Source organism: Nocardia sp. bgisy134, from assembly GCF_965341865.1.
Lineage (GTDB): Bacteria > Actinomycetota > Actinomycetes > Mycobacteriales > Mycobacteriaceae > Nocardia.
The window spans coordinates 26,739-43,445 of the sequence record NZ_CBDQZP010000001.1 but is presented as its reverse complement, the minus strand read 5'-3'; the positions used below and the strand labels follow the sequence as shown (position 1 = coordinate 43,445).

General features: G+C 70.5%; 21 protein-coding genes. 8 read left to right on the top strand and 13 right to left on the bottom strand.

Features of this window, described 5'->3' with window-relative positions:
- Positions 1-16: 16 nt before the first annotated feature.
- The gene (locus ACRWNM_RS00240) at positions 17-679 is read right to left on the bottom strand and encodes a TetR/AcrR family transcriptional regulator (RefSeq protein ID WP_431962179.1); all 663 of its coding nucleotides are present in this window, start codon (positions 677-679) and stop codon (positions 17-19) included.
- A 62-nt stretch (positions 680-741) separates the two neighbouring features.
- On the opposite strand from ACRWNM_RS00240, the gene ACRWNM_RS00235 reads away from it, so the two are divergent.
- Positions 742-1,683, top strand: coding sequence for a sigma-70 family RNA polymerase sigma factor (locus ACRWNM_RS00235; protein ID WP_431962177.1), 942 nt, complete (start codon positions 742-744; stop codon positions 1,681-1,683).
- Positions 1,684-1,719: 36 nt separating this feature from the next.
- Here the strand turns inward: ACRWNM_RS00235 and ACRWNM_RS00230 are convergent, their stop codons facing one another.
- Positions 1,720-2,355: a TetR/AcrR family transcriptional regulator gene (locus ACRWNM_RS00230; RefSeq protein ID WP_431962175.1), complete on the bottom strand. Its 636-nt coding sequence runs from the start codon at positions 2,353-2,355 to the stop codon at positions 1,720-1,722.
- Between the two features lie 145 nt (positions 2,356-2,500).
- Here ACRWNM_RS00230 and ACRWNM_RS00225 point away from each other — a divergent pair, with 145 nt between their 5' ends.
- The 3 genes from ACRWNM_RS00225 to ACRWNM_RS00215 all read left to right on the top strand — a co-directional run bounded on the left by ACRWNM_RS00225 (position 2,501) and on the right by ACRWNM_RS00215 (position 4,292).
- A complete protein-coding gene (locus ACRWNM_RS00225; protein WP_431962173.1) occupies positions 2,501-3,376 on the top strand; it encodes an oxidoreductase in 876 nt (291 codons plus the stop codon).
- Positions 3,377-3,450: 74 nt separating this feature from the next.
- Positions 3,451-3,906 (top strand): transcriptional regulator, encoded by a 456-nt coding sequence (locus ACRWNM_RS00220; RefSeq protein WP_431962171.1) that lies wholly within the window; start codon positions 3,451-3,453, stop codon positions 3,904-3,906.
- Positions 3,903-4,292 (top strand): DUF3817 domain-containing protein, encoded by a 390-nt coding sequence (locus ACRWNM_RS00215; RefSeq protein WP_431962169.1) that lies wholly within the window; start codon positions 3,903-3,905, stop codon positions 4,290-4,292. The genes ACRWNM_RS00220 and ACRWNM_RS00215 overlap by 4 nt, the downstream gene beginning before the upstream one ends.
- Before the next feature lie 12 nt (positions 4,293-4,304).
- Here the strand turns inward: ACRWNM_RS00215 and rdgB are convergent, their stop codons facing one another.
- From rdgB to clpS, 10 genes are all read right to left on the bottom strand, one after another.
- Positions 4,305-4,916, bottom strand: a complete 612-nt coding sequence (gene rdgB, locus ACRWNM_RS00210) for an RdgB/HAM1 family non-canonical purine NTP pyrophosphatase (protein WP_431962167.1) — start codon at positions 4,914-4,916, stop codon at positions 4,305-4,307.
- A complete protein-coding gene (rph, locus tag ACRWNM_RS00205) occupies positions 4,916-5,689 on the bottom strand; it encodes a ribonuclease PH (RefSeq protein WP_431962165.1) in 774 nt (257 codons plus the stop codon). Before rph ends, rdgB begins: the two co-directional genes overlap by 1 nt.
- A 55-nt stretch (positions 5,690-5,744) precedes the next feature.
- Positions 5,745-6,509 carry a cyclic nucleotide-degrading phosphodiesterase gene (locus ACRWNM_RS00200; RefSeq protein WP_431963534.1) on the bottom strand — a complete coding sequence of 255 codons (765 nt, stop codon included), beginning with the start codon at positions 6,507-6,509 and terminating at the stop codon, positions 5,745-5,747.
- A 204-nt stretch (positions 6,510-6,713) separates the two neighbouring features.
- A complete protein-coding gene (locus ACRWNM_RS00195; RefSeq protein ID WP_431962163.1) occupies positions 6,714-7,433 on the bottom strand; it encodes a rhomboid family intramembrane serine protease in 720 nt (239 codons plus the stop codon).
- Between the two features lie 104 nt (positions 7,434-7,537).
- Positions 7,538-8,500 carry a PLP-dependent cysteine synthase family protein gene (locus tag ACRWNM_RS00190; RefSeq protein WP_067841390.1) on the bottom strand — a complete coding sequence of 321 codons (963 nt, stop codon included), beginning with the start codon at positions 8,498-8,500 and terminating at the stop codon, positions 7,538-7,540.
- A 4-nt stretch (positions 8,501-8,504) separates the two neighbouring features.
- Positions 8,505-8,804, bottom strand: a complete 300-nt coding sequence (locus ACRWNM_RS00185) for a MoaD/ThiS family protein (RefSeq protein ID WP_431962161.1) — start codon at positions 8,802-8,804, stop codon at positions 8,505-8,507.
- 35 nt (positions 8,805-8,839) lie between these two features.
- A complete protein-coding gene (locus ACRWNM_RS00180; RefSeq protein ID WP_431962159.1) occupies positions 8,840-9,262 on the bottom strand; it encodes a Mov34/MPN/PAD-1 family protein in 423 nt (140 codons plus the stop codon).
- Positions 9,263-9,448: 186 nt separating this feature from the next.
- Positions 9,449-10,507: a P1 family peptidase gene (locus tag ACRWNM_RS00175; RefSeq protein WP_431962157.1), complete on the bottom strand. Its 1,059-nt coding sequence runs from the start codon at positions 10,505-10,507 to the stop codon at positions 9,449-9,451.
- A 124-nt stretch (positions 10,508-10,631) separates the two neighbouring features.
- Positions 10,632-11,201 (bottom strand): DUF2017 domain-containing protein, encoded by a 570-nt coding sequence (locus ACRWNM_RS00170; RefSeq protein ID WP_431962155.1) that lies wholly within the window; start codon positions 11,199-11,201, stop codon positions 10,632-10,634.
- A 45-nt stretch (positions 11,202-11,246) separates the two neighbouring features.
- Positions 11,247-11,567: an ATP-dependent Clp protease adapter ClpS gene (gene clpS, locus ACRWNM_RS00165; protein ID WP_357410159.1), complete on the bottom strand. Its 321-nt coding sequence runs from the start codon at positions 11,565-11,567 to the stop codon at positions 11,247-11,249.
- Between the two features lie 65 nt (positions 11,568-11,632).
- Between clpS and ACRWNM_RS00160 the strand changes: the two genes are divergently transcribed.
- Positions 11,633-12,964 carry a nicotinate phosphoribosyltransferase gene (locus tag ACRWNM_RS00160; RefSeq protein ID WP_431963532.1) on the top strand — a complete coding sequence of 444 codons (1,332 nt, stop codon included), beginning with the start codon at positions 11,633-11,635 and terminating at the stop codon, positions 12,962-12,964.
- A 6-nt stretch (positions 12,965-12,970) separates the two neighbouring features.
- On the opposite strand, the gene ACRWNM_RS00155 is transcribed toward ACRWNM_RS00160, so the two are convergent.
- Entirely contained in the window at positions 12,971-13,201 is a 231-nt protein-coding gene (locus ACRWNM_RS00155) for a hypothetical protein (RefSeq protein ID WP_431962153.1), read from the bottom strand.
- Positions 13,202-13,302: 101 nt separating this feature from the next.
- On the opposite strand from ACRWNM_RS00155, the gene ACRWNM_RS00150 reads away from it, so the two are divergent.
- From ACRWNM_RS00150 to ACRWNM_RS00140, 3 genes are all read left to right on the top strand, one after another.
- Positions 13,303-13,872 carry a nicotinamidase gene (locus ACRWNM_RS00150; protein ID WP_431962151.1) on the top strand — a complete coding sequence of 190 codons (570 nt, stop codon included), beginning with the start codon at positions 13,303-13,305 and terminating at the stop codon, positions 13,870-13,872.
- Positions 13,873-13,968: 96 nt separating this feature from the next.
- Positions 13,969-14,514 carry a DMP19 family protein gene (locus tag ACRWNM_RS00145; RefSeq protein WP_431962149.1) on the top strand — a complete coding sequence of 182 codons (546 nt, stop codon included), beginning with the start codon at positions 13,969-13,971 and terminating at the stop codon, positions 14,512-14,514.
- Positions 14,515-14,546: 32 nt separating this feature from the next.
- Complete coding sequence (locus ACRWNM_RS00140; RefSeq protein WP_431962147.1) at positions 14,547-16,595, top strand: ATP-dependent DNA helicase; 2,049 nt, start codon at positions 14,547-14,549, stop codon at positions 16,593-16,595.
- The last annotated feature ends 112 nt before the right edge of the window (positions 16,596-16,707 follow it).

Genomic DNA, 16,707 nt, shown 5'->3' with positions numbered 1-16,707 from the left:
AACGTGCCGCCGGGCGTCAGCCCGCGCGAACCGCGTACTCCCGCAATCCTGGTTCCAGCGCGTCGAAGGCCACCCGGATGTATTCGGCGAGCGCTCCGGCGATCTCGTCGTTCGATTCCCCCGCGAGGGTGCGGCGCACGGTCTCCTCGAACAGCACGCGGTGCACGCCGCCGAGCTGAGCCGCGGCCACCCGCGGCGCGATGTCGTCGGACGCGGCGCCGGTTTCCGCGGCCAGCGCGCGGGCCAGCGCCGACTCCCTGTCTTCGTGGAACTCGCGCAGCCGCGCCGTCAACGCCGGGCTCTCGGCGATCATCCGGGCGAACTCCAGACCGGAGAAGCCGACCACCGGGTCCTGGTCCGCGGCGGCGGCGAGGTAGGCGCGCCGCAGCGCGGCCAGCGCGGACTCGCCCGGCGCGCGCTCACGCACGATGCGGGCGAGCTGGTCGACGAAGACCTCCCCGAGGTCGAGGGCGAGGTCTTCCTTGCGGGGAAAGTAGTTGGTCACCGTCATCTTGGCGACGTCGGCGGCGGCCGCCACCTCGGCGATCGTCACCTTGTCGAATCCGCGCTCCAGGAAGAGCAGCGTCGCCTGGTGCGAGATGTTCTCGCGCGTCTGCTGCTTCTTGCGCGCACGAAGTCCCTGTTCGGCCATGTCGGCGAGCGTATCCGATCTCGTCATAATTTTGTAGTTGACATATTTTTGGGTCTGATCTAAGTTTGTCTCGACCGGAAGGACCACCCGTGCCCCAGCTCGACACCGCTCCCCTCTCCGAAGATCCGGTGCGGGACTACCTGCACCACATCGGCCGCACCCCGCTGCTCACCCCCACCGAGGAGGTGGCGCTGGCCGTCCGCATCGAGGCGGGCGCGCTCGCACAGCGGCGCCTCGACGAAAGCACCTCCGCCGGAATCGAACTCACTCCGGCCGAGCGACGCGAGCTGCGCAGCGCCGCCGCCGACGGACGCTGCGCCAAGGACCACATGATCCGCGCCAATCTGCGATTGGTGGTCTCCATCGCCAAGCGCTACCCGACGCCCACCGGGATGTCGCTGCTCGACCTGGTGCAGGAGGGCACCTTCGGCCTGATCCGCGCGATCGAGAAGTTCGACCACCGGCTCGGGCTGAAGCTGTCCACGTACGCCACCTGGTGGATCCGCCAAGCCGTCGGCCGCGCCATCGCCGACCAGGGCCGGACCATCCGCATCCCGGTGCATGTCGTGGACGTGCTCAACCGGGTGACCCGCACCGGGCGCGAGCTCGCCCAGCAACTGGGTCGCGAAGCCACCGCGGCCGAGGTGGCCGCCGAGCTGGAGCTGCCGGTGGCACAGGTCGAGGAGGTGCTGCGGCACGGACGCGAGCCGATCTCGCTGCACACTCCCGTCGGGGACGGCGAGACCGAGTTCGGCGGCCTGATCCCGGACGACGCCCCCGACCCGGCCGATGTGGTGGCGGCGAACATGATCCGCGGCAGGCTCGACGCGGTGCTCGCCACGCTCACCGACCGGGAGCGGGCGGTGATCCTGCTGCGCTTCGGCATGGACCGGGACGAAGCGCGCACACTCGCGCAGGTCGGCACCGCGCTCGGCGTCTCCCGCGAGCGGATCCGTCAGCTCGAGGCGAAGGCCATGAACAAACTGCGCCAGCCCCACCGCGCGCGGCGGCTGGCAGGCATGCTCGCCTGACGCGGCGACCCGGCGGCCGCCGGGTTCCGTTGCCGGTCAGGTGGTTTCGATCAGCGCGATAGCCACCGGAACCAGCAGCTCCACCAGCTCGGACACCGGCGGCCGTGGGTCGCAGAGCAGCCACTCGTGGGTGAGTCCGTTGATCGCGCCGATGAGCGCGCTCGCCGCGAGACTGGGACCACTGCCGCGAATCCGGCCGCCGGGCACGACCCTCGGCACCACCGCCGTTTCGAGGACGGTCGCCCAAGCGTGCCTGCGCTCGCGCCGATGCCGCTCCATCCGCTCGCTGACCCCGACCACCTCGATGAAGGCGACCTTGGCGCGGTACGGATCGGCGCCGAGCGAGCCGAGGTAGGCGGTGAGCACGGCCGTCATCGCAGCGCTCGCGTCCAGCCGGGGATCGAGCACGGCGAGGGCGCCGCCCACCGCGGTGACCGCGTCGTCCTGAATGCGGTCGTAGGCTGCGACGAGCACGTCCTCCCTGGTGTCGAACTCCTCGTAGAACTGACGCTTGGACAGTCCGGCGGCCGCGCACACGTCGGCGAGCGAGCACTCCGTGTACCCGCGTTCGGCGAAGAGGCGCGTCGCCGCCTCCAGGAAGCGCAGCCGCCGTTCCGCCTTGCGCTCGGCTACGGCGCGCCCGCCGTATTGCCTCCCCACCGTGGTTGTCACGCCTTCACCGTATCGAACGTCATGGCGGGGTAAGGTCACCGAATCCCGCTACGGACCGGTAGCAAGAACTGTCTGGGCCGACATCGACGCGGCGACCCTGGCGCGCTTCCTTCCCACAAAACTTACTCCGGAGTAAGGTTGCCGCATGGCGTGGAAACCTACCGAAATCCCGGACCAGACCGGGCGCACTTATGTCATCACCGGCGCCAACGGCGGCCTCGGCGCGGAGACCACCAAGGTGCTGGCCGCCAAGGGCGCGACCGTCGTCATGGCCTGCCGCAACGCCGCGAAAGCGAAGGAGGTGGCGGCCGAGATCCCCGGTGACGTGCGGGTCGCCGCGCTCGACCTCGCCGACCTGACCTCGGTGCGCGCGTTCGCCGAACAGTCCGGCGAGTTCGACGTGCTCGTCAACAACGCGGGCCTGATGAACATCCCCTTCTCCCGGACCGCGGACGGCTTCGAGACCCAGTTCGGCGTCAACCATCTCGGCCACTTCGCGCTGACCGGCCTGCTGCTCGACCGTGTCCGCGACCGGGTGGTCACGCTCGCCAGCATCGCGCACAAGCAGACCCCGAAGCTGTGGATCGACGACCTCAACTACGAGAACCGCCGCTACCAGCGCAATCTCGCCTACGCGCAGGCCAAGCTGGCGAACCTGATGTTCGCGCGGGAGCTCCAGCGCCGCCTGGCCGAGTCCGGCTCGAAGAAGCGCTCGTACGCCGTGCACCCCGGTGTCTCGGCCACCGATCTGTTCGCCAGGACGGAGACCCCGCTCGACCGGGTCAGCAAACCGTTCATCCGCCTGATCGGGCACGCCCCGGCGAAGGCCGCGCACTCGACGCTGTTCGCCGCCACCATGCCCGACGCCGATCCCGACATCTACTGGGGTCCGACCCGGCTGTTCGGCACCCAGGGACCCGTCCGGCCCTCGCCGTCGACCAGGCTCTCGAAGAACCCCGAATTACAGCGGCGGCTGTGGTCGGAATCGGAGCGGATGACCGGGATCACGTACAAGTTCTGACCGTGCTCGCGGCGGGGAGAGCCGAGGCCGACCTGCTCCTACGCACCCTGTAGTAGACAGGTACCGTAGTAGGCGTGTCCGCTTCTCCCCGCCGCTCGGCACACAATCGCCCAGCCCTTATCGTGCTGGTGATCGTGGCCGCCCTGGCCTGTCTGGCGCTGGGCTGGTGGCAGTGGGAGCGATTCGAGTCGTCCAGCGGCACCGGCCAGAATCTCGGGTACGCGCTGCAGTGGCCGTTGTTCGCCGGGTTCGCGGTATTCGCCTATTTCCGGTTCGTGCGGCTGGAGACCGAGGCCGAAGACCAGCACACGCAGGGCCCCGCGCCGCAGCGGACCGAAGCCGCCCCCAAGACCGCGCCGCGCGAGATTCCGGCGGGCATCCTGCCCGAGCGACCCAAAGCCGCGCGCGACGACGACCCGGTGCTCGCCGAATACAACAAGTACCTGGCCGCGCTCAACGCCAACGAGCTCGACGACCGGGTTCGCCGGGCGGGCCTGGACACCCGCAACACCGAGAGGAGCGCCGGTTGAGCGCCAGCGAGAACGAGACCACCGTCGCCACCGAGCCGCAGGCCGCGCCCGCGCCCACGCTCACCAAGGCGGCGAACACCGCCAAGATCGCCTCGGCCCTGCTGCGCTACCGGGTGCTCGCCTGGACCACCGGCCTGTGGCTGCTGCTGCTCACCGGCGAGATGATCGCCAAGTACGGCTTCGGCGCGAGCACGCCGAGCTGGATCGCGGTCGTGCACGGCTGGGTGTACTTCATCTACCTGATCGCCACCGCCGACCTCGCGGTCAAGGTGCGCTGGCCGATCGGCCGCACCGTCGGCACCCTCATCGCGGGCACCGTCCCGCTGCTGTCGTTCTTCGTCGAGCACACCAACGCCAAGCAGGTCAAGAACGACTTCGGCGTCTGAGCCGCGCGGGCGTCAGCCCTCGGCGAGCTCGGTCAGCGCGGGCAGCAGCTGCCGCAGCGCGCGGCCGCGATGCGAGGCGGCGTCCTTCTCGGCGGGCGTGAGCTGGGCGGCCGAGACCTCGCCGCCCTCCGGCACGAACAGCGGGTCGTAACCGAAACCGCCCTCCCCCACCGGTTTCCGGGCGATGACGCCGGGCCACTCGCCGCGCACCACGAGTTCCGCGCCATCGGGCGCCACCAGCGCGCAGGTCGAGACGAAGCGCGCACCGCGCCGCTCGTCGGGAACATCGGTGAGCTGGGCGAGCAGTAGCGCGTTGTTGGCGGCATCCTCGCCGTGCCGCCCAGCCCAGCGGGCCGAGAGCACGCCGGGCATGCCGTTCAGCGCGTCCACCTCGATACCGGAATCGTCTGCGACACAAGGCAATCCGGTCGCCGCAGCGCCGTCTCGAGCCTTGGCGAGCGCGTTCTCTTCGAAGGTCGCTCCGGTCTCGGGCGCCTCGTCGTAGGGGGGCACGTCGTCCAGACCGACGATCTCCACCCCCGCGACGCCCGCCTCGTCGAGAATGCGGCGCAGTTCCTTCAGTTTCTTGGCATTGCGGCTGGCGACCAGGACGCGGCGGCTCATCACTTCTTCTTCGACGTCTCGACGGGGTCCGGCAGCACTCCGGGGTACGGCAGCGCCAGCGCCTCCTTCTGCACCGTGAACAGCTGCTCGCATCCGGCAAGCGCGGAGTCGAGGAGCTTGTCCAGGGTGGAGCGTGGGAAGGTGGCGCCCTCGCCGGTGCCCTGGATCTCGACCAGGGTTCCGGTGTCGGTGGCGACCACGTTCATGTCGACCTCCGCGCGCGAATCCTCCTCGTAGGGTAGGTCGAGCCGCACCCGGCCGTCGACGACGCCGACGCTCACCGCGGCGATCGCGCACGAGATGGGCTGCGGGTCGGCCAGCCTGCCGGAGGCGCCGAGCCAGGTCACCGCGTCGGAGAGCGCCACGTACGCGCCGGTGATGGCCGCGGTGCGGGTGCCGCCGTCGGCCTGGAGCACGTCGCAGTCGATGGCGATGGTGTTCTCGCCGATGGCCGCGAGATCGATGCAGGCGCGCAGCGAGCGGCCGATCAGCCTGCTGATCTCCTGGGTGCGCCCACCGACCTTGCCCTTCACCGACTCCCGGCCGGAGCGGGTGTGGGTGGCCGCGGGCAGCATCGCGTATTCGGCGGTGAGCCAGCCGAGTCCGGAATCGCGCCGCCACGGCGGCACGCCCTCGGTCACACTGGCCGTGCACATCACCCGCGTCTGACCGAACTCCACCAGCACCGAACCGGCTGGATGCGTGGTGAATCCACGGGTGATCCGTACCTCGCGGAGTTCATCGTCCGCCCTGCCATCGGCTCGTCTCGACACGAGGCCAGCCTAGTGGACGTGCCCGGCGCGGTCCGACCGCAACCCCGGCGACCCGTCAGATCTCGAAGCTCTCCCCCGGCGCGACGGCGTGCACCGGGCCGGTGAACTCGGCCTTGGCCTCGGCGATGACGTCCTCGCGCGAGGTCCACGGCGGAATGTGGGTCAGCAGCAGTTCCTTCACGCCGGCGCGGGCCGCGATCTGGCCCGCCTCGGTGCCCGAAAGGTGGATGCCGGGCGGACGATTCGCCGGATCGTGGGTCCACGACGCCTCCGCCATCAGGATGTCGGCGCCCTGGGCGAGCTCCTGTACGGCGTCGCACATCGCGGTGTCGCCGGTGTAGACGAAGGTGCGGCCCGCCTTGGTGGTGATGCGCAGACCGTAGGACTCCGGCGGGTGGTACATCCGCCGCGCCACGACCGTGTGGCCAGGGCCGAACTCGATCTGCTCGCCCTCGGCCCACTGCCGCATGTCGATCACGTCGGACCAGTCGTCGCATTCGCCGCCGATCTCGGCCGAGGCGTTGCCGATGCGCAGCGCGGCGTCCGAGGGCCCGCGCACGATGGCCCGCCCGACCGGCGGGGTGGGGTGGTAGCGCCGCCACACCAGCAGACCGGGCAGGTCGAGGCAGTGATCCGCGTGCAGGTGGGTGAGGAAGACGTCGACCTCGCCGGGGTCGGCGTAGCGCTGCAGCGCGCCGAGCACACCCGGACCGAAATCGATGACGGTCGGATTCATATCCGGGCCGCTCAGCAGGTATCCCGACGCTGGGGAGTCCGGGCCGGACACACTGCCCGAGCACCCGAGGACGGTAAGGCGCATGCCCTCATGCTGCCACGACGAATTCTCGGTCACGAAACGATCCCCCCAAATCTCCGACGGGTTGCACTCGCACCGTGGTGCGCCCAGGATCCCCGCTCGATCCTTCCAACGGCGTCGACGTCCATTAGCAGAGCGTACCCAGCCGCCGGGCGACTCATGCGCCACCCGCGAAATCATCCCCCGGCCAAGAGATTCCGGGCGGCCTCAGGCGGGTGTCGGCTCGGGCGCGCGCCGTTGCCTCGGGGCGAGCAGCCACGCCGCGACGACACCGCCGATCGCACCGAAAAGGTGGCCCTGCCAAGAGATTCCGTTCTGGCCGGGCAGCACGCCCCAGAGCAGCGAGCCGTACAGCACCAGGACGACGAACCCGAGCACGATCTGTCCGATCTGCTTGGTGAACCAGCCGCGCAGGATGAGGAAGGTGAGCCACCCGAAGACCAGCGAGGAGGCCCCGACGTGCACGGTGCCGTCGCCCCCGGTGAGCCAGGTGCCGAGCCCGGCAAGCACCCAGATGATCGCGGTGGCCGCCAAGCCGCGCCCGATCCCCGCCGCCAGGACGAGGAACCCGAGGACGAGCACCGGCAGCGTGTTGCCGATCAGATGCTCCCAGCCGCTGTGCAGCAGCGGAGCCCAGAGAATGCCCCACAACCCGTCCGCCTCGCGCGGTTCGATACCCGCGCGATCGAGCTCGCGGCTGTCGATGGCGTCGAAGCCTTCGATGGCGTACAGCAGCAGCACAAATCCGGTGATCAGCACCCCGGCGCGCAGCCACAACTGCCTGACCGCCCCGGCATTGCCCGGACGCGGCACGGGCTTCGAGCCCGGCGGCGCCGCACCGGGCGTTACCGAGCGCGGCGTCCCCCACTGCGCCCGCAAGGCCGCGATCCGATCCGGGTCGAACGAGGGCCCGAGTCCGCCGGTCATGGCAACCTCCTGATCGATGCCACAGCTCGTCCTTCGAGCGTACCGATCCCGAGTCGCCGCCCCGGCCGACACGGCGCCGGGTCACGCACCCGGCGCCGCGGCGCTCACGCCCAGAGCTGGCCTTCCAGCCGCTCCTCCGCCTCTTCGAGCGTTCCGTCGTAGGCACCGGTCGACAGGTACTTCCAGCCGCCGTCGGCCACCACGAACGCGATATCGGCCCGCGTGCCCGCCTTGACCGCCTTGCGCGCCACGCCGAGCGCCGCGTGCAGGATGGCTCCGGTCGAGATGCCCGCGAAGATGCCCTCCTCGAGCACCAGTTCGCGAGTGCGCTTGACCGCGTCGAACGGACCGACGGAGAAGCGGGAGGTCAGCACCGACTCGTCGTACAGCTCGGGGATGAAGCCCTCGTCGATGTTGCGCAGACCGTAGACGAGTTCGCCGTATCGCGGTTCGGCCGCGACGATTTCGATGTTCGGGACCTTCTCGCGCAGGAAGCGCCCGGTGCCCATCAGCGTGCCGGTGGTCCCGAGTCCCGCGACGAAGTGCGTGATCTCGGGCAGATCGGCGAGCAGTTCGGGACCGGTCCCCTCGTAGTGCGCGAGCGCGTTGGCGGGGTTGCCGTACTGGTAGAGCATCACCCAGTCGGGGTTGGCCGCGGCGATCTCCTTGGCCTTGGCCACCGCCTGGTTGGAGCCGCCCGCGGCGGGCGAATCGATGATCTCCGCGCCGAACATGGTGAGCAGCTGACGTCGCTCCACCGAGGTGTTCTCCGGCATCACGCACACCAGCCGGTAGCCCTTGAGCTTGGCGGCCATGGCCAGCGAGATACCGGTGTTGCCGCTGGTGGGCTCGAGGATGGTGCAACCCGGCCGCAGCAGACCGTCGGCCTCGGCCTGTTCGATCATGCGCAGAGCGGGCCGGTCCTTGATCGACCCGGTGGGGTTGCGGTCCTCCAGCTTGGCCCACAGCCGCACGTGGTTCTCGCCGTCCCACTGCGGGGACAGCGTGCGCAGGCCGACCAGCGGGGTGTTACCGAGGGTCGCGATCAGCGATTCGTAGCGCGCCACGGAATCAGCGAATCCCGTCGACGTGCGTCCGCGCGCCACCGGCGACCGCGGGCAGGATGGTGACGCTCGCGCCCGCGGGCACCTCGGCGGCCAGACCGCCCGCGAAGCGCACGTCCTCGTCGTCGACGTAGATGTTGACGAAGCGGTTCAGCTTGCCGTCCTTGAGCAGCCGCTCGGCCAGCCCGGGGTGGTTGGCGTCGAGGTTCTGGATCAGCGCGGACAGCGTCTCGCCCTCGGCCTGCACGCGCTTCTCGCCTCCGGTGAGGCCGCGCATGATGGTCGGGATGGACACGGTTACCGACATGGGTACTCCTCGGTGGTTCTCGTCAGGGCTCGGGGTCAGGCGGTCTCGTAGGCGGCGACGATCCGCACCGGCTCCTCGGTGACCTCGCCGTCGAGGATCCGGTAGCTGCGCAGCTCGTGCTGTTCGGGGTCGCGGGTCGAGACCAGCACGTAGTGCGCGTTGGGCTCGGACGCGTAGGAGATGTCCGTGCGGCTGGGGTAGGCCTCGGTGGCGGTGTGCGAGTGGTAGATCACCACCGGCTCCTCGTCGGCCGCGTCCATCTCGCGCCACACCTTCAGCTGTTCGCCGGAATCGAAGCGGTAGAAGGTCGGGGAGCGTTCGGCATTGACCATCGCGACGAACCGCTCCGGCCGATCGGAGCCCTCCGGACCCGCGATGACCCCGCAGGCCTCGTCCGGGTGGTCGGCGCGCGCGTGCGCCACCATCGCCTCCACGAGGTCGGCTCTGATCACCAACACGAGTAGAACCCTTCCGCATACCTTCGCCGACCTGATCCACAGCCGACAACGAGCCAGCCTATTCGCCTATTCCCCCCGTTCCACTCTCCGGTCCCGGTTTCCCGGATTCGTCGGCACGCAGTTTCCGGTCACCGTCTCGGCGTGTCGCGCGGCGAGTCGGTGTGCGCTAGCGCGAAAGGTGTGGGGTCAGTCCAGGAAGAGGTCGGTGTAGGTGGGGATGGCGGCGACCGGGGTGGCGGCGAGGACGGCGTCGACGATGGCGCGTTCGACGCAGAGGGCGGCCGCGGTGCAGAGGGCGTCGAGGAGCAGCAGGTCGTCCGGGAAGGCGGGCGGCAGCGGAACGGGCGCGGGCCTGGCGGTGCCGGTGGCCAAGGCGAACAGGGTGTCGCCGTCGAGTGGCGAGTGCGCGGGGCGTACCGCACGGGCGAGGCCGTCGTGCGCGGTGGCCGCCATCCGGCGGCAGGCGGACGGATCGAGCGGCGCGTCGGTGGCGACCACGCCGATCGTGGTGTTGAGGACGGTGCCCTTGACGGGCAACGTGTTGGCGCGGGCCAAGCGCTCCGGATCGGCCGGTCGCAGCCCGAACCGATCGGGTCCGTCGGTGCCCGCTCCCCACGGCAGACCGGTGCGCGGATCGAACACCGACCCGACCGGGTTGGCCACCACCAGCGCGGCCACGGTGACGCCCGCGGCAGGTCCTTCACCGAGCACGAGGCTCGCACTGCCCACGCCGCCCTTGATCGATCCGGCGCGCGCTCCGACGCCCGCGCCGACCGAGCCGCGCTCGAAATCGGCGGCTGCGGCCGCGGCGGCACGGTAGCCGAATTCGGCGGTGGGCCGCACGTCCCAGTCGCCGACCGGCAGATCGAAGATCACCGCGCCCGGCACGATCGGCACCACCCGGTCGGCGTCCTCGGGGTCCATCGGTATGCCTTCGCCCTGCTCCTCCAGCCAGCGCATGACACCGTCGGCGGCGGCGAGGCCGTACGCGCTGCCGCCGGTCAGCAGGATCGAATGGACCTGGCGAACGGTGTTGGCCGGGTCGAGCAGATCGGTCTCGCGGGTGCCTGGCCCGCCACCGCGCACGTCGACCGAGGCGACCGCGCCGCCCGGTGCCCGTACCACGGTGCAGCCGGTGGCGGCGCCCGAACCGAGGGTGGCGTCGGGATCGAGGGCGTGATGGTGCCCGACGAGCAGACCGGCGACGTCGGTGAGCGAATCGCGTGGACCCGGCACTGCGTTCATGCGCTGCCCTCCAGAGGTTGCGGGACGACCCGCTTCATTCTGCGCCCGGTCGTGCGATCGGACTCGGTACCGGAACGCACGGGCGACCCGTCGCCGGGCGGGCGGCGGCATCGTTCGGCTTCGGTCAGGGCGCGAGCGCTTGCAGCAGCGTGTCCTGCATCCAGGTCAGCCAGTGGTAGACGTCCAGGTGCGGACCGCGCGGATCGTCGGGATCGAGATGGTCGGGCGTGTCGGCGTCGATCTCGAGCACCGTGCCCAGCGCCAGGCGGACATCGGTGAGCGCGGCGAGCCAGGCGTCGGCCTGTTCCGGGGTGAGCACGATCTTGCCGCCGTCCGGCGGGACGGTGTCGAGCACCACGGCGCCCGCGGCGAGCTTGCTGTCGATGATCTCCGGCTCGTGCAGGCCGCGCAGGGCGCTGTTCAGGCCCGCGCGCTCGGCGTCGGGGGAACCGGGCTCGGCGCGATGGAAGTCCGGCAGCAGCCGCAGCAGTCGCGGATCGTCCGGCGGGGAGGTGTTGCCGGTGCGCAGGCCGGTGAGCGCGGCGAGCTCGTCCTCGGGCGCGGACCGCGACCGCTCGGTGAGCAGCCCGGACACGGCGCCGACCAGGGAGCGCAGGACTCCGGCCTCCCTTGCGTCCATCTCGGACCGCAATTTGAGGCCGCTCAGCGAGTTCTTCCGGCTCCACTTACGCACGGAGCCTGCTCCATTCACGCACGAGCGCCAGGGTAGTCGTACCGATCAGTCGTCCCGTTGCATGGTCGCCCACAAGCCCGCGGCGTGCAGCCTGCGGACGTCGTGCTCCATCTTGTCGCGCGAGCCGGACGACACCACGGCCTTTCCTTCGTTGTGTACCTGCAGCATCAATTCGGTCGCCTTGGCTTTGCTGTAGCCGAAGAGCTTCTGAAAGATGTAGGCCACGTAGTGCATGAGATTGACCGGGTCGTCCCACACCACAGTTACCCACGGACGGTCCTCCGCCTCCAGGATCTCGGTGTACTCGACCGCTTCCGGGGTCGCCTGTGCCGCCGACAGTGTCGTTCTCGTTTCGCACAAGCTCATAACGTCCAGGGTACGACTCGCCTCCGGAGATACAACACCCGTGCACGGCAGCCCCGCGAGTCCCGCTGGCTACAGTGGCCGATGTGGAGCACCACCACGGGATCGCCAGCACCGCGCTGCTGACCGACCAGTACGAACTGACCATGCTGGCGGCCGCGCTCGCCGACGGCTCCGCGCATCGCACGTGCACGTTCGAGGTCTTCGCCAGGCGGTTGCCACATGGTCGCCGGTACGGTGTCGTCGCCGGAACAGGCCGATTGCTCGACGCGCTGGCGAACTTCCGTTTCGGTGCAAAGGAGCTGGCGATCGTCGCCGAATTCCTGGACGACCGCACCCTGGACTGGCTGCGCGACTACCGCTTCACCGGCGCGATCGACGGCTACGCCGAAGGGGAGCTGTACTTCCCTGGCTCCCCGATCCTTTCGGTGCGCGGCAGCTTCGCCGAGTGCGTCGTGCTGGAGACGCTGATCCTGTCGATCCTCAACCACGACAGCGCGATCGCCTCGGCCGCGGCACGCATGGTGAGCGCCGCCGCGGGCCGCCGGATGATCGAGATGGGCTCGCGGCGCGCCCACGAACTGGCCGCGCCCTCGGCATCGCGGGCCGCCTACCTCGCGGGCTTCGACGCCACCTCGAATCTGGAGGCGGTGCGCACCTACGGCGTGCCGGGCGCGGGCACCAGCGCGCACGCCTTCACGCTGCTGCACAGCGCCGCCGACGGCGCGCACGAGGCCGCGGCCTTCCGCGGCCAGGTCGAGACGCTCGGCGTCGGCACCACCCTGCTGGTCGACACCTTCGACATCGCCCAGGGCGTGGCCACCGCGATCGAGGTCGCGGGCACCGAACTCGGCGGGGTGCGCATCGATTCCGGCGACCTCGGGGTGCTGGCCAGGCAGGTGCGCGCGCAACTCGACGGACTCGGCGCGACGAAGACCCGCATCGTGGTCTCGGGCGACCTGGACGAGTACTCGATCGCCGCGCTGCACGCCGACCCGGTCGACGTGTACGGCGTCGGCACCGCACTGGTCACCGGGTCCGGCGCGCCGACGGCGGGCATGGTCTTCAAACTGGTGGAGGTGGACGGACTGCCGGTCGCCAAGCGCAGCAGCCACAAGGAATCTCGCGGCGGCGCGAAGAAGGCGGTGCGGCTGGCGCGCGACACCGGCACCGTCGTCGAGGAGATCGTCTACCTCGCGGCAGGCCCCGAGCCCGCGAGCGACGGCTTCCAGCCCCGCCCGCTGTCGGTCCCGCTGATGCGCGACGGCAAAGCGCTGGACGGACTTCCGACCTTGGCCGAGAGCCGGGGGCTGGTCGCGCGCGGGCTGGTCAGCCTGCCGTGGGAGGGTCTCAAGCTTTCCGACGGGGAGCCCGCGATCCCGACGACATTCGTGAGCTGACCGCCGTCATTTCCCGGAGGGGCTGCCACCGGGTCGCCCGATGCCCGTGAAAGCGACCAGGGCCAAGACGACCAGCAGTGCGATCACGCCGACCACCACTCCGCTGATCACCACCGAGAACCACTCGGCACCCGCGGGCCACTCGCCGTCGGACGCGCGCAGCGCCAGCGAGAACCCGGTGAAGCCCGCCGCCGTACCGAGAGAAACCCCGGTCGCCAACTTCGCCGCAGGACTCATATCCACCTCCCTGTCGAACCGATCCGCCCGGACAACAGAGCGGCAAGAGGTAATCACCGGCGGGGTAATCTTCGTTTACATCACCCGGAAGGTGTCATGAGATGAATCGGGCGTTGATCATCGTCGACGTGCAGAACGATTTCTGCGAAGGCGGTTCGCTCGCGGTCGACGGGGGCGCCGCGGTCGCACGCCGCATCAGCGAGCACGTGACCGCCGGTGACTACGCCGCCGTCGTGGCCACTCGCGACTACCACGTCGATCCCGGCGCGCACTTCTCGACCGAGCCGGACTACGTGGACAGCTGGCCCCCGCACTGCCGCGTCGGCACCCCGGGCGCCGATTTCCACCCGAACCTGGACACCGCGCCGATCCACGAGATCTTCTCCAAGGGCGAATACAGCGCCGCCTATTCGGGTTTCGAGGGCGCGGCCGCCGACGGGACCGACCTCGCCGAGTGGCTGCGCGAGCGCGATATCGACACGGTCGACGTCGTCGGCATCGCCACCGATCACTGCGTGCGCGCCACCGCGCTGGACGCCAGAGCGGCCGGATTCGAGACGCGCGTGCTGCTCGGCCTGACCGCGGGCGTGGCGCAGGCGACGACCGCGAAGGCGCTCGGTGAACTCGAGGCCGCGGGCGTCGAGCTCGCCGGCGAACTGCCCGGCCGCTAGGCGCTGCGCGAGGTCCGTGCGTACCTGTCCCGGCCCGCCCGAGGTCGGCCGATCGCACTGGGCCGCGGACGGACCGGCCCGTTAAGGTCCACCACCGTGGACTACAGATTTCCGGCGAGCGCCCGCGCCGCCGTCGCCAGGGCGCTGGCCGACGCCGAGGACATCGACCGCGCGGCGGACATCGTCTTCTGGTCCAATCCGGCGACCGAAGAGCTGCGCGCCGACCCGGTCCGCCGCCGCACCGCCCTGCCGCCCGCCTTCGCCAATCTCATGGTGCTGGCAGCGCTGAACGACCACGTCGGCGGCGAGGGCTTCGGCCGCTACCTCACCCGGCGAGCCGACGAACTCCCCTGGCTGCCCGGCGCGCTGCGGGCCGCGGGGATGCCACAGCTGGCCGCCGCGGTGGTGGTCGCCGGATACGAGGCGCTGGCGGAATCGCACGACAATGCCGACCTGGATCGGCTCTGGGACGACGAGTACGCCGTGCTCGACAACCCCGACCGGATCAGGCAGCCGCCGGACAACACGCGGAAGAACCGCGCGGACGCGCTCTACGACGCCAACGAGCCCGCCGATTTCCAGCGGCGCGTGCTGGAGTACGCGCGCGCCAACCTCGACGACTTCGTCCGGCCCGACCGGTGAACCGTGTCGGTGGCGCGCAGTAGGCTGCACGCGTGCCCGAACTGCCCCCAGTCTCCGATCTTTTGGCCACCGCCGTGCACGCGCTGGGCGGTAAGGAGCGCTCCGGGCAGGTGACGATGGCGTCGGCCGTCGACCACGCGATCGACACCAAGGAGCACCTGGCCGTGCAGGCCGGGACCGGTACCGGCAAGTCGCTGGCCTACCTGGTGCCGAGCCTGCGGCACGCGGTGCGCACCGGGCGCACGGTGGTGGTGTCGACCGCGACGATCGCGCTCCAGCGTCAGCTGGTCGACCGCGACCTGCCCCGCCTCGCCGAGGCGCTGGCCAAGCCGCTCGGCCGCCCGGCCCGCTTCGCGATCCTCAAGGGCCGCAACAACTATCTGTGCCTGAACAAGATCAACAGCGCTATTCCTGACGAGCCCGCCGAGGCCGAGCTGTTCGACGCGTTCGCGATCTCCCGCCTCGGGCGCGAGGTGCAGCGCCTGAACGACTGGGCCTCCAACACCGAGACCGGCGACCGCGACGAGCTCGCGCCCGGCGTCACCGACCGCGCCTGGCGTCAGGTCAGCGTGTCCTCCCGGGAGTGCCTCGGCAAATCGCGCTGCCCGTTCGGGCAGGACTGCTACGCCGAGCGCGCCCGCGCCGAGTCGGCCCAGGCCGACGTGGTGGTGACCAACCACGCCCTGCTCGCCATCGATGCCATCAGCGGCATCCAGGTGCTACCCGAACACGATGTCGTGGTGATCGACGAAGCGCACGAACTGGTCGACCGGGTCACCGGCGTGGCCACCGCCGAACTGGCGCCGTCCGCGATCAGCGCCGCCGCCCGCCGCTGCGCCAAGCTCGTCGACGAGCGCGAGGTGGATCGGCTGGAGGGCGCGGCGGAGGCCTGGCATCAGATCCTCGACGAACTGCCGCCCGCCCGCTGGGACGTCATGCCCGACGGTGTCGCCCAGGCGCTGGCCCTGGTGCGCGACGCCGCGTGGAACGCGCGCACCGAACTCGCGCCGCCCGGCAGCAGCAACCCGCAGGGTGATCCGGAAACCGCGGCCGCTCGCACGCAGGCGCTGGCCGCGATCGATGAAATACACGACAGCGCCGTCCGCGCGCTCACCGCATTCGACGAACCCGATCCGGCGTCCCGGCGCGACGTCATCTGGCTGGCGGCCGAGGACGCGCGCGGCGGCGTGCCGCGCAAGACGCTGCGCATGGCGCCGCTCTCGGTCGGCGGACTGCTGCGCTCGCGGCTGTTCGGCACCGCCACCGTGGTGCTCACCTCGGCCACCCTGCAGATCGGCGGATCCTTCGACGGACTCGCGGTCACCTGGGGCCTGCCCGCGCAGTCCGCGAACCGCCCCGACACCGGGACCGCCAACGGCGCGCAGGCGCCCTCGGACACCGAGACCGTGCGCTGGAGTTCGCTCGACGTCGGCTCCCCCTTCGACCACGCCAAGTCGGGCATCCTCTACGTCGCCAAGCATCTGCCGCCGCCGGGCCGCGACGGCCTGCCGCCCGCCTACCTCGACGAGATCGAGCGCCTGATCGATGCGGCGGGCGGACGAACCCTCGGCCTGTTCTCCTCGATGCGCGCCGCCCGCGCCGCCACCGACGCGCTGCGCGACCGGTTGAACACCCCGGTGCTGTGCCAGGGCGAGGACTCGACGGGCGCGCTGGTCCGCAAGTTCGCCGACGATCCGGAGACCTCGCTGTTCGGCACCCTGTCGCTGTGGCAGGGCGTCGACGTGCCGGGCCCGTCGCTGAGTCTGGTCATCCTGGACCGCATTCCGTTCCCTCGCCCGGACGACCCGCTGCTCGCGGCACGACAGCGAGCGGTCGAATCCCGAGGCGGCAACGGCTTTCTCACCGTCGCGGCCAATCACGCGGCGCTGCTGCTCGCCCAGGGCACCGGCAGGCTGTTGCGCAGCGTGGACGACCGCGGCGTCGTCGCCATCCTCGATTCCCGGTTGGCCACCGCACGCTATGGCGGCTACCTGCGCGCCACCCTCCCGCCGTACTGGGAGACCGCCGATCCGGAGGTCGTCGTGAAGGCGCTGAAACGGTTGACCGCGAACGCAAGCTGACCGCGGTCGACCTTCGAGCCCGAACCCCGGCGTCCATGGACCACGCGCCACCGACACAAACTGTGATACCACTCACAATTGGCCGCGATTGGTTCCGTCTGGAAGTAAGTTT

What these genes read in the sequence shown, in the direction of transcription:
- ACRWNM_RS00175 (WP_431962157.1), bottom strand. Translation starts at nt 10,507, where the DNA reads ATGAACGCAGTGCCGGGTCCACGCGATTCGCTCACCGACGTCGCCGGT.
- rdgB (WP_431962167.1), bottom strand. Translation starts at nt 4,916, where the DNA reads ATGAGCCGCCGCGTCCTGGTCGCCAGCCGCAATGCCAAGAAACTGAAG.
- ACRWNM_RS00150 (WP_431962151.1), top strand. Translation starts at nt 13,303, where the DNA reads ATGAATCGGGCGTTGATCATCGTCGACGTGCAGAACGATTTCTGCGAA.
- ACRWNM_RS00185 (WP_431962161.1), bottom strand. Translation starts at nt 8,804, where the DNA reads ATGTCGGTAACCGTGTCCATCCCGACCATCATGCGCGGCCTCACCGGA.
- clpS (WP_357410159.1), bottom strand. Translation starts at nt 11,567, where the DNA reads ATGAGCTTGTGCGAAACGAGAACGACACTGTCGGCGGCACAGGCGACC.
- ACRWNM_RS00195 (WP_431962163.1), bottom strand. Translation starts at nt 7,433, where the DNA reads ATGACCGGCGGACTCGGGCCCTCGTTCGACCCGGATCGGATCGCGGCC.
- ACRWNM_RS00225 (WP_431962173.1), top strand. Translation starts at nt 2,501, where the DNA reads ATGGCGTGGAAACCTACCGAAATCCCGGACCAGACCGGGCGCACTTAT.
- ACRWNM_RS00240 (WP_431962179.1), bottom strand. Translation starts at nt 679, where the DNA reads ATGACGAGATCGGATACGCTCGCCGACATGGCCGAACAGGGACTTCGT.
- ACRWNM_RS00155 (WP_431962153.1), bottom strand. Translation starts at nt 13,201, where the DNA reads ATGAGTCCTGCGGCGAAGTTGGCGACCGGGGTTTCTCTCGGTACGGCG.
- ACRWNM_RS00200 (WP_431963534.1), bottom strand. Translation starts at nt 6,509, where the DNA reads ATGCGCCTTACCGTCCTCGGGTGCTCGGGCAGTGTGTCCGGCCCGGAC.